At 67.7% G+C, this 14,987-nt stretch carries 13 protein-coding genes and 1 pseudogene; 5 read left to right on the top strand and 9 right to left on the bottom strand.

Features of this window, described 5'->3' with window-relative positions; translation table 11 throughout:
- The first annotated feature begins 5 nt into the window (after positions 1-5).
- Positions 6-368 carry an oxidoreductase gene (locus tag OG203_RS38990; protein ID WP_405162211.1) on the top strand — a complete coding sequence of 121 codons (363 nt, stop codon included), beginning with the start codon at positions 6-8 and terminating at the stop codon, positions 366-368.
- 242 nt (positions 369-610) lie between these two features.
- Here OG203_RS38990 and OG203_RS38995 read toward each other — a convergent pair whose 3' ends face one another.
- Positions 611-2,122: a leucyl aminopeptidase gene (locus OG203_RS38995; RefSeq protein WP_405162212.1), complete on the bottom strand. Its 1,512-nt coding sequence runs from the start codon at positions 2,120-2,122 to the stop codon at positions 611-613.
- On the bottom strand, positions 2,119-2,919 hold the full coding sequence (locus OG203_RS39000; protein WP_405162213.1) for a TetR family transcriptional regulator: 801 nt from the start codon (positions 2,917-2,919) through the stop codon (positions 2,119-2,121). The genes OG203_RS38995 and OG203_RS39000 overlap by 4 nt, the downstream gene beginning before the upstream one ends.
- A 111-nt stretch (positions 2,920-3,030) precedes the next feature.
- On the opposite strand from OG203_RS39000, the gene OG203_RS39005 reads away from it, so the two are divergent.
- The 3 genes from OG203_RS39005 to OG203_RS39015 all read left to right on the top strand — a co-directional run bounded on the left by OG203_RS39005 (position 3,031) and on the right by OG203_RS39015 (position 7,688).
- Positions 3,031-3,636 (top strand): GNAT family N-acetyltransferase, encoded by a 606-nt coding sequence (locus tag OG203_RS39005; RefSeq protein ID WP_405162214.1) that lies wholly within the window; start codon positions 3,031-3,033, stop codon positions 3,634-3,636.
- A gap of 891 nt (positions 3,637-4,527) precedes the next feature.
- Positions 4,528-5,628, top strand: a complete 1,101-nt coding sequence (gcvT, locus tag OG203_RS39010; RefSeq protein WP_405162215.1) for a glycine cleavage system aminomethyltransferase GcvT — start codon at positions 4,528-4,530, stop codon at positions 5,626-5,628.
- A 962-nt stretch (positions 5,629-6,590) separates the two neighbouring features.
- A complete protein-coding gene (locus tag OG203_RS39015) occupies positions 6,591-7,688 on the top strand; it encodes a branched-chain amino acid aminotransferase (RefSeq protein ID WP_405162216.1) in 1,098 nt (365 codons plus the stop codon).
- Between the two features lie 880 nt (positions 7,689-8,568).
- Here OG203_RS39015 and OG203_RS39020 read toward each other — a convergent pair.
- The 6 genes and pseudogenes from OG203_RS39020 to OG203_RS39045 all read right to left on the bottom strand — a co-directional run bounded on the left by OG203_RS39020 (position 8,569) and on the right by OG203_RS39045 (position 13,937).
- Complete coding sequence (locus OG203_RS39020; RefSeq protein WP_405162217.1) at positions 8,569-9,282, bottom strand: MBL fold metallo-hydrolase; 714 nt, start codon at positions 9,280-9,282, stop codon at positions 8,569-8,571.
- A gap of 304 nt (positions 9,283-9,586) precedes the next feature.
- The gene (locus tag OG203_RS39025; protein WP_405162218.1) at positions 9,587-10,333 is read right to left on the bottom strand and encodes an adenosylcobinamide-GDP ribazoletransferase; all 747 of its coding nucleotides are present in this window, start codon (positions 10,331-10,333) and stop codon (positions 9,587-9,589) included.
- Positions 10,330-10,512 (bottom strand): hypothetical protein, encoded by a 183-nt coding sequence (locus OG203_RS39030; protein WP_405162219.1) that lies wholly within the window; start codon positions 10,510-10,512, stop codon positions 10,330-10,332. The genes OG203_RS39025 and OG203_RS39030 overlap by 4 nt, the downstream gene beginning before the upstream one ends.
- A 415-nt stretch (positions 10,513-10,927) precedes the next feature.
- A pseudogene (gene cobT, locus OG203_RS39035) lies at positions 10,928-12,040 on the bottom strand (nicotinate-nucleotide--dimethylbenzimidazole phosphoribosyltransferase); the annotation flags it as partial.
- A 159-nt stretch (positions 12,041-12,199) separates the two neighbouring features.
- A complete protein-coding gene (gene cobU, locus OG203_RS39040; protein WP_405162220.1) occupies positions 12,200-12,754 on the bottom strand; it encodes a bifunctional adenosylcobinamide kinase/adenosylcobinamide-phosphate guanylyltransferase in 555 nt (184 codons plus the stop codon).
- A gap of 205 nt (positions 12,755-12,959) precedes the next feature.
- A complete protein-coding gene (locus OG203_RS39045; RefSeq protein WP_405162221.1) occupies positions 12,960-13,937 on the bottom strand; it encodes a helix-turn-helix domain-containing protein in 978 nt (325 codons plus the stop codon).
- A gap of 85 nt (positions 13,938-14,022) precedes the next feature.
- On the opposite strand from OG203_RS39045, the gene OG203_RS39050 reads away from it, so the two are divergent.
- Positions 14,023-14,181 (top strand): hypothetical protein, encoded by a 159-nt coding sequence (locus OG203_RS39050; protein WP_405162222.1) that lies wholly within the window; start codon positions 14,023-14,025, stop codon positions 14,179-14,181.
- A 132-nt stretch (positions 14,182-14,313) separates the two neighbouring features.
- Here OG203_RS39050 and OG203_RS39055 read toward each other — a convergent pair whose 3' ends face one another.
- Entirely contained in the window at positions 14,314-14,922 is a 609-nt protein-coding gene (locus OG203_RS39055) for a DUF3043 domain-containing protein (protein ID WP_405168136.1), read from the bottom strand.
- Positions 14,923-14,987: the final 65 nt, after the last annotated feature.

A 14,987-nucleotide genomic window follows, 5' to 3' on the forward strand; every position in this document is an offset into this window, starting at 1 on the left:
CGTCGTTGGGTTTGCTGGATCGTTTCCGAGGCGGCGCGACCCGGGGTGGTAGCGCGGTACGTGCGGGTTCGGGTGGCGGCGAGGACGCCCGCTATCTCGCTGAGTGGGTGCGCACCCATGTCGGCGTCGAAGGCTATTTAGAGCCGAAAACGACCGTGACCGATGTCACTGTCGTGTTGATCGCGGCCGATGGTGAATGGACACGTCGGATCGTTGGCGAGCGCGGAGGGCAGCGGCTTGCCAAGGATTTGCGGATTCCCGTTTATGACGTCGGGAAGACTGGATATCCACAACGGATGCGGGACTACGACGCTCGCAAACGGATCGAACGCCAGCGCGCGTTCGAGGATGATCTGCGCGATCTATAGCCCTTGGCTACCGTTGGGCGACACGTTTTTGGTGTCGCGGATGTCCTGATTTGGTGTGCGTGAAATCGCACGCGAATCGGGGGCGGGGACTCGAGATGCATGCGGTTCGAGGGTGCCGAGTGACACGTCGTTGCGGCGTATGAAGTGAGCCACTCGGTGTGCGCGTGCGGCCTGGTGACGTGTCGGATGGACAGCGCGGAAAGGGGCGCGCCGCCCGGATCGCTCCGGACGGCGCACCGGACTCACTCTCCGGCGATGTCCTCGATGACGGCGATCAGCGTGCGGACGGGGACGCCGGTGCCGCCCTTGCCGATGTAGCCGAACGGGCCGCCGGTGTTGTAGGCCGGGCCCGCGACGTCGAGGTGGGCCCACTGCACGCCGTCCGGGACGAACTCCTTCAGGAACAGTCCGGCCGAGAGCATGCCGCCCCAGCGATGCGGTGCGACGTTGGCCAGGTCGGCGATCTTCGAGTTCAGATCCGCGCGCAGTTCGGTGGGCAGCGGCATGGCCCAGCCGTTCTCGCCGATCTTGCGGGAGATCTCGGCGACCCGGTCGCGGAACGCGTCGGTGCCCATCACGCCGGGGGTGCGGGTGCCGAGCGCCACCATCTGCGCGCCGGTGAGAGTGGCCACGTCGATCAGGTAGTCGGGCTCGTCCTCGCTCGCCCGCACCATCGCGTCGGCCAGGATGAGGCGGCCCTCGGCATCGGTGTTGAGCACCTCGACGGTGGTGCCGCCGTACTGGGTGAGCACATCACCAGGGCGTTGCGCGGTGGACGACGGCATGTTCTCCGCCATCGGCACGGTCGCGGTGACGGTGACCGGCAGGCTCAGCCGCGCGGCCAGCAGGGTGGTGGCGACGACCGCGGCGGCGCCAGCCATGTCCGAGGTCATGTTCTCCATGTTCTGCGCGGGCTTGATGGAGATGCCGCCGGTATCGAAAGTGATGCCCTTGCCGACCAGCGCGACCTTCTTCGGACCGCCCGCGTAGGTGATCCGGACCAGCCGCGGCGGCCGCGACGAGCCTTTGCCGACTCCGAGCACGCCGCCGTAACCGCCTGCTTCCAAGGCATTTTCGTCGAGCACCTCGACCTCGAGCCCAGCCGCCTCCGCCAATTCCTGTGCGCGGGAGGCGAATTCAGCAGGGTAGAGGTGGCTCGGCGGGGTGTTGACGAAATCCCGTGCGGTGGCGACGGCTTCGGCGATCAGCTGCGCGCGGAACAGTTCCTCTTCGCCGAATTCCGGCTCGGGTACCAGCAATTCGACCCTGGCCACCGGGCGCTCGTCCGGCTTCGGCGCGGACTTGTCCGACTTGAAGGGCGTAAAGGTGTACGCGCCCAAGTAGAAACCCTCGGCGGCGGCACCGAGATCGATACCGGACAGCGTGGTCACCACGAGCTCGGTGCCCGACAGCGCGCGGGCGGCGACACCGGCCGAGCGACGGATCTGCTCGGCGTCGATCTTGTCGGCGGCGCCGAGGCCGACGGCGAGCACACTCGTCACGTCCGCCAGCGCGGACGGGGCGGGGATCCTGGTCAGTTCCTCGGCCTTGCCCTTGGCGCCGACCGCGCCGAGCTGATCGAGCAGTTCCGCACGTACGTCGGCGGTGAGTACATCGCTGAACAGGTCCTCGGGCACGATGGCTGGACCGTTCTCGGACGAGGTGAGGCCGAGGACGAGCACATCGGTATCCGCCGCGATGGTCTGCGTGCGGGCGAGGTCCGGTCCGAGTGAGCGATCTGCAACAGCGGTCATTGGCTCAGGCTACTGGGCAGTCTGATCGTGATTCCGTCGAGGAGTAGTGCGAGTCCGGCGTCGAGGATTCCGTCCAAGTCCAGGTCGGGGCCGGGCGGGCCGTCGGCGAACAGTCGGTGCATGACGGGGCGGACGGCCGGGTCGAGCAGTTCGGGGAGGTCGGCGGGCACCTCCGGAGTTCCGGTGCCGCGCAGCCGGTCGGCGCGTTCGGAACTCGTCAGCAGCGCGAGGCCCTGCACCAATCCGGAAAACGACAGGTAGATCGTGAGCATCGACTCGCGGGTCAGGCCGTGGTGGTCGAGGGCGGCGAAGGAGCGTTCGAGGATGTCGGCGAGCGCGGGGCCGATCGGCGGGCGGATGCGCGCGAGGATCGGCAGCATCCACGGGTGGCGCTGATACAGCTGCCACTCCTCGTGTGCCTCGTAGCTGAGTTTGGCTTGCCAGTCGGTGAGTTCGGTTGCGGGCGGGCGGATTTCGGCGAGAACCAGTTCGGCCATGCCTTCCAGCAGCGCCTCGCGATCGGGGAAGTGGCGGTACAGGCCCGCTGTCGCCGCGCCGAGTTCGCTGGCTAGACGGCGCATCGAGAGTCCGTCGATGCCGTCGCGATCGGCCAGGGCGACGGCCGCGCGCAGGATGGCGATCGTGGTCAGTCTGGTCGGACGGGCGGTGCGTGGCACCGGGGTCACTTCGTCGCGGCGGGCTCGATAGGCGCGGGCCTGGCAGGCGCGCGAGCAGTACCGGCGTTTGCGGCCGCGCGTCGGTTGGGTGAGGACGTTGCCGCAGCTTCCGCACGCCATATCGGCCTCCATTTCGACACACGAACAGGTGTGACGAAATACTAGCGGCACCATCCTGACCTGCCTACCTTGGCGAGAGCAAACAGCGTTCACTACGGAAAGGGTCAGCGGATGGAGATCGTGGTTCGACAGGCGGCCGAGCAGGATCGCGACGCGGTGATCGAGGCGTTCAGCCTCGCCTGCCCGGACGAGGCGGTGACGGCCTGGGTGCTCGAGGGGCATCCCTTCGAAGAGTTCGGTCCGCTCTATGTGCCCGAAATGATCGACCGCGCGCTGCGTGACGACGAAATCTGGCTCGCAGGCACGGAATCGGACATCTGGGCGGTGTCGATCTGGCAGCACGTGGATTCGGTCGACCGTTTCGCGAGCGACCTGCTCGCGGCGCGTGCGGCCGCCGAAGGTGTGCCCGACGCGCGCCCGCTGCAGCGGATGGCCGTGGTGACCGACCTGCTCGCACGCACCCATCCCCGCGAACTCCCACACCGGTATCTGCAGGTGATCGTCACGGTGCCGCAGCATCGCGGCAAAGGAGCAGGCGCCGCGATCCTCGCGAATCAAACGAAGTCCGCCTCCTCGGCAGGCGTCCCCGCCTACCTCGAAGCAAGCACCGAACGCTCCGCCCGCCTCTACACCCGCATGGGCTTCGCCCAAACCGGCACCACCCACGACCTGCCAGACGGAGGCCCGACCCTCCGCCCAATGTGGTTCCGCGGCTAGTGCTTTGAACGGGACATGGTGGCCGGGAAAGTGCGAGGTGGAGCCGCCACCATGTCCCGTTTGCGGGTCTGGACTAAGTGGGGCGGCGGCGTTCGGTGTCTGGTGTCGACGATGCGCCTGACCGCTGATCTCGACTGGAGGGTCGGACTGCGGCCGTGCGGAAATGGGCCGGGAGTTCAGGCGTTGACGCGATGCGGCGAAATGCTAGCGGCACCGCCATCACGTTCCGTTCGGCGAGGCCGATTGTCTGGGGCGGACGAGTGGCCGGGAGGGGCCCAGAGTTCGGGCACCGATGAGCTTGCTTGCCGACCGTCGGGTCTCGGGGCCGCTCGAACGGGACATGGTGGCGGCAGAGTGCGAGTAGTGGCGCCACCATGTCCCGTTCGCGGGTCGGGACTCAGTGGGGCGGCGACGGTCGGCGTCTGGTGCAAACGAGGCGCCCTGACCGCTATGGACGGCCGATCTCGACTGGAGGGTCGGACTGCGGTCGTGACGGAACGGGCCAGGAGTTCAGGTGCGGACGCGATGCGGCGATAGGTGAGTGGCACCGCCATCACGTTCCGTTCGGCGAGGCTGATCTGAGGCGGATGGTGGCAGGAAAGGCGGGCCCGGAGTCCGAACACGGATGAGCTTGCTGGCCGACCTCCGGGTCTCGGGGCCGCTCGAACGGGACATGGTGGCGGCAAAGTGCGAGTGGAGCCGCCGTCATGTCCCGTTCGGTGGGGCCAGCGGTGGGTGGCCGGAGTCTGGACTGGGAGGGGCGGTGGGTGGTTCTGAGGGTGGCTGGTTTTCGGTGTTGACGAGGTTGGAGGTTGTGGGTCGTCTGGAGGGGCAGACGGTGTCGGTGCGGGAGGGGGGCCGGAGGTCGGGGTCGGCGGATAAGCTCGCCGGGTGACCGATTCGAACCTGCTGCAAGGCCCTATCCATGGTGTACACGTCGAGCTCGGTGCGACCTTCGCGCCGTTCGGCGGGTGGGAAATGCCCGTCTCGTATGAGGGGACGGTGGCCGAACATCAGTCGGTCCGCACCACGGTCGGACTGTTCGACGTGAGCCACCTCGGCAAGGCGACGGTGCGCGGCCCTGGCGCGGCGGCCTTCGTGAACTCGGCGCTCACCAACGACCTCGGTCGGATCCGGCCCGGCAAGGCGCAATACACGTTGTGCTGCGCGCCCGACGGCGGCGTGATCGACGACCTGATCGCCTACTACGTGAGCGACGACGAGATCTTCCTCGTCCCCAATGCCGCCAACACCGCGTCGGTGGTCGCGGAACTGCAGAAGGTGGCGCCCGAGGGCATCACGGTGACCGACGAGCACCGTGAGTACGGCGTATTCGCCGTGCAGGGTCCGCGCTCGACCGAGGTGCTCGCCGCGCTCGGCCTGCCGACCGAGATGGAATACATGGCCTACGCCGACGCCGAATGGGACGGACGCCCGGTACGCGTATGCCGCACCGGCTACACCGGCGAACACGGCTACGAGCTGCTGCCCCGCTGGGCCGACGCCGAGCCGCTGTTCCGCGCCCTCGTCACGCAGGTGCGCGCCGCCGACGGCCAGGCCGCCGGACTCGGCGCCCGCGACACCCTGCGCACCGAGATGGGCTACCCGCTGCACGGCCACGAACTGTCCCTGGAGATCTCCCCGGTTCAGGCCCGCACCGGCTGGGCCGTCGGCTGGAAGAAGCCCGAGTTCTGGGGCAAAGCCGCACTGGAGCAGGAGAAGTCGGCGGGTCCGCGCCGAACCCTGCTCGGCCTCAAGGCACTTGACCGCGGCGTTCTGCGTCAAGGCCAGAACGTCCTGCGTGACGGCGAGCCGGTCGGCGAAACCACCTCAGGCACCTTCTCGCCCACCCTCAAGATCGGCATCGCCCTCGCCCTCCTCGACACCGAGGCTGGCATCGAACCCGGCACCGAGGTCGAGGTAGACGTCCGCGGCCGCCGCCTCCGCTGCGAGGTAATCCGCCCGCCGTTCGTGGAGACGAACACGAAGTAGGCACAGCGCCGTATCGAAAAGCGGCGTGCCGGGCGAAGTCGTGGAAGGTGTGTGGCTTGTTGACGATCGGCGCGGCTGGACGGTCGAGCAGCGTGCGGTCCGACGTCGCCGAGCGTTGGACAACCGCACACCGTCTTGCGCGAAACACGGTGTGCCGCGAGGCGAGTCAGCGTGTGGGATCGCAGAAGGTGTGTGGCTCGGACTGATCACCGGCCCGTCCGCAGGGCAATCGGTGGCGCATCGAGGCTTCTCTCGTGTCCTGGTCAGTTGCTGGTGAGGGTTGCGGTGGCCCCACGCACAAGTCCAGATCGTGCGCGGCGATGTGGCGTCGTAATACACGCGTTGTGCCGCGAGGCGAGTCAGCGTGTGGGATCGCAGAAGGTGTGTGGCTCGGACTGATCGCCGGCCCGTCCGCCGGGCAATCTGTGGCGCATCGAGCTTCTCTCGTGTCCTGGCCAGTTGCTGGTGAGGGTTGTGGCGGCCCCACGCACAAGTCCAGATCGTGCGCGGCGAGCGCGGCGATGTGGCGTCGTGATACACGCGGTGTGCCGCGAGCAGGTGTGGAGGCGGTCAGGCGGTCTGCGGCTGCTGTGTGCTGCGGTCAGATGGTGTGTGGTTGCTGTGCGCTGTGGCGGGATGGTGTGTGGCTGCTGTGCGTTGCGGCCGGATGGTGTGTGGCTGCTGTGCGTTGCGGCGAGTTCCAGGGCTCGTTGGATCGCATGCGAACTGTTGTCGCCGAGGTGTGCGCATGCGGCGTGGCGCGACACGGCGTGTCGCTCAGGCGGTCGCGGCGTGGCGGGTTGCTGAGTGGGCAGGGTGCGTATCGGCCGGTGCGGTTTCCTGGGGCGAATTGGGACGCAGGGTGCATATTGGTGCGCGAGTGGTTGGGGTGACGGGAAGTTCTGCGGTGCGGTGGCCGATCGGCCGCAAAGCTTGAAAGTGGCTTGGTTAGGATCGACCGCATGACCGTTGCTGCACAGTTTGCCCGTGTCCCGCATCCCGCGCCCGCCCCGGCGCAGCGGGTACAAGAGGTACTGGCGGCGCCCGGGTTCGGGCGGTTCTTCACCGACCACATGGTCTCGATCGACTACATCGACGGCGAGTGGACCAACGCACGCGTCGAGCCGTACGGCCCGCTTGCCCTCGACCCCGCGACGATGGTCTTCCACTACGGCCAGGCCATCTTCGAGGGACTGAAGGCGTACCGGCACAGCGACGGCAGCGTCGCCTGCTTCCGCATCGACGCGAACGCCGCGCGCTTCCGCAGGTCTGCCCGCCGGATGGCGATGGCCGAACTGCCGGAGGAACTGTTCATCGAATCCGTGCGTCAGCTGCTCGAGGTGGACCGCGACTGGGTGCCCGCCGCGGGCGGCGAGGACTCGCTGTACCTGCGCCCCTTCATGTTTGCCACCGAGGCCGGGCTCGGCGTGAAGCCGGCCTCCGGCTACAAGTACCTGCTCATGGCCTCCCCGGCCGGTGCCTACTTCCCGCGCGGCGTCAAGCCGGTGCGGGTGTGGTTGTCGACCGAGTACGTGCGCGCCGCACCCGGCGGCACCGGCGAGGCCAAGGTCGCCGGCAACTACGCCTCCTCGTTGCTCGCTCAGGCCGAGGCGACGGAAAAGGGCTGCGACCAGGTGGTCTGGCTGGACGCGTGCGAGCGCCGCTACGTCGAGGAGATGGGCACCAACAACCTGTTCTTCGTCTTCGGCTCCGGCTCCGAGGCGCGGCTTGTCACCCCCGAGCTGTCCGGTTCGCTGCTGCCCGGCATCACCCGCGACTCGCTGCTCACCCTCGCCGCCGACTCCGGATACCCGGTCGAGGAGCGCAAGGTGTCGGTCGAGGAATGGCGCAAGGGTGCCGAATCCGGTGAAATCAGTGAGGTTTTCGCGTGCGGCACCGCCGCGGTGATCACCCCCGTCGGCTGGGTCCGCTCCGCCGAGGGCGAATTCACCATCGGCGGCGGTGAGCCCGGCGAGGTCACCATGGCGCTGCGCGACACCCTCACCGGCATCCAGCGCGGGACCTTCGCCGACATCCACGGGTGGATGCGCGGAATGTAGTTCGCGAGTGGCACACCATCGCGGGGCCTTTCTCGCGATTGGCCACGCCCGCAACCCTTCGCCCGGCTACCCATCATCGGGGGCGCGCTGCTCGAGCCGGGTTCGCGAGGGGCGAGTGATGGCCCATGGTCTGCCACTCGACTCAGCGCTGTTGTCCGGGGCGGGCTATCGATGGCTCGAGCGGGTCGCTACTTGGCGGATGTCCGCTGGTGTGTCGCTCAATTCAAGGGGCATGGACGTGTCTATTCGACGCGGCTTCCGTGGTATCGGCGCGTCGAAGAGGGCTCGAGTTTGCCCTGGGCGGAGAGATGCCCACTCGAGTATTAGTGACTCGGTCGAGCGTGAGTACGTCCATGTGAGTTGGGTGAGCGTGAGCATGTCCACGCGACTCGGCTGGGCGTGCGCGTAGCCGTGCGACTTGGCTGGGCGTGAGCGCGCCCGCATGACTGGCCGGGCGTGCCTATTCGACGCGGCTTCTGTCGTCTTGGCGCGTCGGAGAGGGCTTGAGCCTGGGTTGATCCTCGGCGAGAGATGCCCATTTGAGTGTCAGTGACCCGGCTGGACGTGAGTATGTCCATGTGAGTTGGCCGGGCGTGAGCATGTCCACGTGACCCGGCTCCGGTGTTCGTGGCGCGCTGTGGATGGCTCGCGGTTGGTGCTGGCGTTTGGATGCCCACCCAAGTGCGACTCGGCAGGGCATGAGCGTGCCCGCGTGAGTCGGCAGGGCACGAGCATGCTCACGCGACTCAGCCAGGCATGAGCATGTCCGTGTGACTTGGCTGGGCATGAGCATGTCCGCGTGACTTGGCCCCCGATGCTCATGACGCGCTGTGGATGGCTCGAGGTTGGGGCTGGCGTTAGATGTCCACCCACGTGCGACTCAGCTGGGCATGAACATGTGCCACTCGTCTAGGGTTTTGGGGCGCATTACGTAGTTCTTGTCCCGGACAGTGGAGAGCGGGGCGTAGGGCTCTTCCGAATACCAGTGGCCGGGGTAGACGACCGGGTCGCCGGACAGTTCGGCTAAATAGCGCAGGCTGCGGAACATTTCGTCGGAGTCGCCGCCGGGGAAGTCGGTACGGCCGCAGCCGTCGACGAACAGGGTGTCGCCCGCGATGAGCCGATCGTCCAACAGGAAGCACTGGCTGCCTGGAGTGTGCCCGGGGGTGTGCAGCAGTTCGATGTCGAAGGTGCCGACGCTGACCTTGTCGCCGTGTTCGTGGCCGGTCAGTTCGCTCGGCGCGATGTCGGTGACGTTGGCCACCCAGGAGAGCTCCTGTGCGTTGACATGCACTGGGACGCTTATCTTTTCGAGCAGTTCGCGCACACCGCTCAGGGTGAACCCGAGCATCGTCCCACCGACGTGGTCCGGATGGTGATGGGTCGCTAGCACCCCGGTCAGCCGTAGCCCGTCACCCTCGGCGATGTCGACCAGATCGCCCGCCGCGTACGCCGGATCGACGACCAGGCACTCGCCGGTCTCCCGATCGCCGATCAGATACGCGAAATTCCGCATCTGGGTCGCAATCGGATCGCCGACGGCGTAGTCCCTCCCCGACAAGAGCTGGCGAAAATACAGGCGCTCAGAAGACATACCGCACACCTTATTGCCCGACCCAGACGATCCGCGCGCCGCAGCCGCAAATCGTTTGCTGAGCCGGATCGGCGCCCCGCCGAAAACCTGGACATCCGCCCATCTAGATCTGAACCAGTGGTGGCGACATCGCCCGAGTAGTGGCCGCCACGTCCCGGTTGATCATGAACCCAGGCGGTACCGGAGTCATTCGAGTGGCGAGTAGATGCTGGTGTCGACTGTCCGCAGTGAGCGACCAGCGGGACATGGTGGCGGCGAAGTGCGCGTGGCGACTCCGTCATGTCCCGTTGATCATGAAAGGCGTTCAGAGGGCGAAGGACAGGGTGGCGGCGGTGAGGGAGACAGTGAGTTCGATGGTGGCGCCGAGGGCGTCGCCGGAGAGGCCGTCGAATCGGCGGACGCAGTGGCGGATAAGGACGGTCGATGCGGCTAGGGCGAGGAGGATCGCGAGAGGGCCCTGCCAGCGGTCGGGGGTGGCGAAGATGGCGGCGGCGAGGGCTGCGGCGGACCATGCGGCGGCGGTGAGTGGATGTTGGGTGCCTGCGACGAGGGAGCCGAAGTTGGCGTCCGGCGCGGCGTCGATTCCCTTGCGGCAGGCGAGAACTACCGCGACGCGGCCGACGGTGACCGCGAGGGCGACGGCGAACCAGCGGTCAGCCTCGGCCAGTGCGGCGAACGAAAAGGCTTGGACGCCAATGGAGAACACGATGGCCGCGACACCGAAGGGGCCCGCACCGCCGCTTTTCATGATCTGCCTGGCTCGTTCGGGCGGGCCGTAACTGCCGAGCCCGTCCATGGTGTCGGCGAGCCCGTCAAGATGCATGCCCCGCGTGATCAACGCCAACGCCCCGACCACCAGCAGCCCGGCAAGCACCGAACTCGCCCCCGCCCAGACCAGCGCCCACAGCAGCGCGGCCGCTCCCGCACCGAGCAGACCACCGACCAACGGCGCCAACGCAATTGCCCGCGCGGCCGCCGTCCGATCCACGCTCTCCGGCCCGCGTACCGGGAAGACGGTGAGCCAGGACAGCGCGAGCCGCAGCCCGTTCATCCCTGCGGACCCGGGTCGTAGTGCTGCGTGCTGACCGCCATGATCGAGCTGCCGCGTCTGGTCGATGTCGGCCAGGGTGCGGTGGGAAAGTGTTGTGCTGCAGGGGAATCGACGTGGCCGCCGTTGGGCTCGTCGGACTGGGTGGCGGGCGTTTTGATCAGCGGCATGCTGGCCGCCATGATCGAACTGGCGCGTCTGGTCGATGTCGGCCAGGGTGCGTGGGAAAGTGTTGTGCTGCAAGGGAATCGACGTGGCCGCCGTTGGGCTCGCCAGACTGGGTGGCGGGCGTTTCGATCAGCGGCGGCCGGTCCGTCATTTCCGCAAGTCCGGGGGAGTGTCCACGGGCACAGTGGGTTTCATGACGTCAGCGGTGTCGGGTTTGGTGCTTTCGGCGGTGTCGGCAGACATGGCAAGTTCCGTGTTTGCCGCGGGCACAGCGGGTTTCGTGTCCGCAGCGGTGTTGGCAGGTACGCCAGGTTTCGCATTTGCGGCGGGCACTGTGAGTTCCGTGTTCTCGGCAGGCACCGTGAGTTTCGCGTCCTCGGCGGGCACGGCGAGTTTCGCGTCGTCGGCAGGGGCCGTGAGTTCCGTGTTGTCAGCGGGGACCGTGAGTTCCGTGTTCTCGGCGGTGTCAGTGTCAGCAGTGCTCACGCCCGCTTCGGCGAAGGTGGACATCTCCGCGAGCGCCGCGACCGCCGCGCGCAGGATGGGCAGCGCGGTGAGCGCACCGGACGCTTCACCGAGACGCATATTCAAATCCAGCAGCGGTTCCAGGCGGAGACGCTGCAGGGCCAGGTTGTGGGCGGGTTCGGTGGAGCGGTGCCCCGCGAGCCACCAGGCCGACGCGCCCGCGGCCAGGTCCTCGGCGACCAGGGCTGCGGCGGTCACAACCACCCCGTCCAGGACGACCGGCGTGCGCCGAACAGCGGCCTGCGCGAGGAACGCGACCATGGCGGCGATATCGGCGCCCCCGGCGACGCGCAGGAGTTCGACCGGATCCTTGACGATCGGACGAGCCCGGCGCATCGCGTCGCGGATCGCGGCGACCTTACGCGCCCAGCCCGCGTCGTCGACGCCGGTGCCACGGCCGACGGCGGCAACGGGTTCGGTGTCGGTGAGCGTCGCGATGAGAGCCGTGGCGGGGGTGGTGTTGCCGATGCCCATGTCGCCCGCGATGAGCACGTCGGCACCCGCGTCGATCTCCTCGTCGGCGATCGCCTTACCCGCTGCAAGCGCGGCTTGGACCTCCTCAGCGGTGAGCGCGTCCTCGCGATCGATGGACCCGCTGGAACGGCGCACCTTGTGTTTGGCGACGAGCGAATCGGTGTCGGCGTCGACGGAGATGTCCGCGACCCGAACGGTGGCGCCCGCCACCACGGCGAGCGCGTTCACCGCCGCGCCACCACCGAGGAAGTTCGCGACCATCTGCGCGGTGACCTCGCTCGGATACGCCGAAACCCCGTGTCGCGCAACGCCGTGATCTCCGGCGAACACCACAACCCGAGCCCGCTCGAACTGCTTCGGCGGGCACACACCCTGACACGCCGCCACCCAGTTACCCAGCTCCTCCAACCGCCCGAGCGCCCCACCGGGTTTGGTCAACTGCGCTTGCCGTCGCTCGGCCGCCGCCCGAACCTGCGCGTCGGGAGGCGTCACCGGTCCAAATCCGTGTGTCACTGTCGAGCCTTTCCGGTCAGGACGGTCCATACATTCATACGCCGATCAATCTTGCCCGCCGCTGGCATCACTTCGCACACCAGCCGCCCCAACCCGCCAGTGTCTTCGCCCACGTGCGCGCTGCCGGGCCTGTGCGGTGGGACGTGGGCTGCGTACTTGTGCGGTGGGACGCGACGAGTAAGTGCCGATTCACTTGAGGCGCATAGGGAGTCCGGCCACGACGAGGAATGCTTCGTCGCAGGCTTGGGCGAGGCGTTGGTTCAGTGTGCCGATTTCGTCGCGGAACAGGCGGCCGGAGCGGGTGGCGGGGATGATGCCCATGCCGACCTCGGGGCTCACGATGACCAGGCGATCCGGGTAGGCGGCGACGGCGGCGACCAGGGCATCGGCGTCGGGCGCGACGGTGCCGCGCGGGGATTCCCAGGCGCTGCGGGCGTCGATGCGGGCGGTGAGCCAGGTGCCGATGTCATCGATCAGCGTCGTGCCCTCGTGGGCGGGGGCACTGAGAACGGCTGCTGGGTCGGCACTTTCGATAACGGTCCAGTCGGATGGCCTGCGGTCGCGGTGTGTGGCGATGCGTTCGGCGAAGTCGAGGTCGGCGGGGTCGGGAATCGAGGTCGCGAGATAGCGGACCGATCCGTTCGCCGTGGTGGCCAACTCCTCGGCATAGGCCGATTTACCCGACCGAGCGCCGCCGAGGACAAGGATCCGGCGCGACTCCACCGACGAGGCACTGTGCGACACGTCAGCACGGTATCAATCTCCCTCGACGCGCCCGCCGACCCTGCCAGCAGCGAGTGTCGCCAACACGGTTCAAGATCATGGGGAACTGGTGGCGGCAAAGTTCGAGAGATCTCCGCCATCAGTTCCCCATGATCTTGAACGACGCGCCCTCGGCGACCTCCACACCCCTTGCTGGCGGTGCAGATCCGAGAAAGGGTGCGACTTGTCAGGCGGGGGTGTCGACTACTTCCGGCATAGCGCCGAAGCGGCGGCGGTATTCGGTGGGGGCGATGCCGACGAGGCGTTGAAAGTGGTGGCGCAGTAGGGCGCCGGAGCCGAAACCCGCGCGGGTGGAGATTTGCTCGAGGCCGAGGTCGGTTTCCTCGAGGAGTTGTTTGGTCAGCAGGACACGCTGGTTGGTCAGCCATTTCACCGGGGTGGTTCCGGTTTCGGCGGCGAAGCGGCGGGCGAAGGTGCGGGTGGACATGGTCGAGCGGGCGGCGAGGTCTTCGATGGTGTGCGGGAGGTCGAGGTTCTCGTTCATCCACTCCAGGGTCGGGATGAGGCTGTCGGAGGTGCAGGTGGCGACGGGTCGTTCGATGAACTGGCGCTGCCCGCCGTCGCGCTGGGGCGGTACGACCATCCGGCGCGCGATCGCGTTGGCCACCGCGCTGCCGAGTTCGCGGCGCACGAGGTGCAGGCACGCGTCGATGCCCGCGGCGGTGCCCGCGCTGGTGATCAGGTTGCCCGCGTCGACGAACAGTACGTCTGGGTCGACGGTGGCTTCGGGGTACAACGCGGCGAGCTCGTCCACGTAGCCCCAGTGTGTGGTGCATTTGCGTCCGTCGAGCAGCCCGGCCGCGCCGGCGAGGAACGCGCCCGAGCAGACGGTGAGGACGGTCGCGCCCGCCGCGGCGGCATCCCGGACCGCGTCGACGATGCGCGGATCGAACGCGGTTTTCGACGCGGCGGCCGGAATGCCGACCAGATCCGCCTTCGCCAGTTCTTCGAGCCCGAACTCCGGGGTCAGCGTGATGCCAGGAGTGCTGGAGTGCAGCGGCTTGCCTGGCTCGGCGCCGCAGACCTTGAAATCGAAGGCGGGCAGTCCGTAGGCGGTCCGGTCGAGGCCGAAAACCTCGCAGAGCACCCCGAATTCGAACATGGCCATGCGCTCGGACAGTACGACGGCGACCTTCGACAGCATGCCTACAGTGTAGTGGCTGAATCTTTACGGACTATGTCAGTCCAGCCACTTTCGGCGGTAACTCACCGAGCGCAAAATTACTGCCATGATTACTTTTCTGATCACCATGGCAGTCATCCTCGCTTTCGCCGGCCTGGTGGCCCACTACTCCGCACCCGCGGGCTCGTCCAACGTCACCGACCGCGACGCGCAGCGCATGCGGGCCGACCTGTCGGCGATGCACGGCCGAACCACCAACATCTGACCCCGTGTCCCCACAACCGGCAGCGGCCCGGCTCGTATCCACGAGCCGGGCCGCAATCATGTACGGGGCAACCAGGTTGACTGTCAATGGCGCTTAACGCAGCGCAATCCACTAATCGGGCCCGCGACCGATCTAAATCGCGTCTCCCGGGCTGACGCGCGGCTTCGGCGCCCGCATCTTACGGATCTGCGACGCGCGCACGAACGCGTACCAACCGAGCTTGTACCCGGTGTCGTCACTGTCCGGGAAACGCTCCCTGACCCGCCCGTTCACGATCCGGCCGAGCAGGAAACCCTCGGCGATCATGAAGAACATCATCACCAGCATCGCCAGCGTGACGATCGTCTGCAGCGCGGGCGCCACGAACATCGACAGGATCAGCACGAGCGCCATCGGCATGAACAGGCCGACCAGGTTGCGCCGACCATCGACGATGTCTCGGACGAACGCCCGCACCGGCCCCTGATCGCGCGGCAACAGGTACTTGTCCTCACCGGCGAGCATGCGCGTGCGCCGATCCTGGACGGCCGCCTTGCGCTCGGCGGAGGCTTGTTTGCGCTCCTCCCTGCTGCCGCGAGTGGCCTTGCGCCGGGCGCGGGCCTCCTTCGCGGTGAGCGGTGCTGGCGCGATCGGGCCACGGCGCTTGCCTTGTGCGTCACGGCGTTTCGGAGTGGGACGGCCCTTGCCCGCGGTGGCGGTGACCGCCGTGCGAGTGGAGCCCGCGGCCGAGCCGCCGTCCACGACCGCCGTCTGATCGGCGGCCGCGTCGGTGGTGCTGGACTCGCCGCGACGGAACAATTTCACAT

Origin of the sequence: Nocardia sp. NBC_01499 (genome assembly GCF_045040275.1) — a bacterium.
Lineage (GTDB): Bacteria > Actinomycetota > Actinomycetes > Mycobacteriales > Mycobacteriaceae > Nocardia.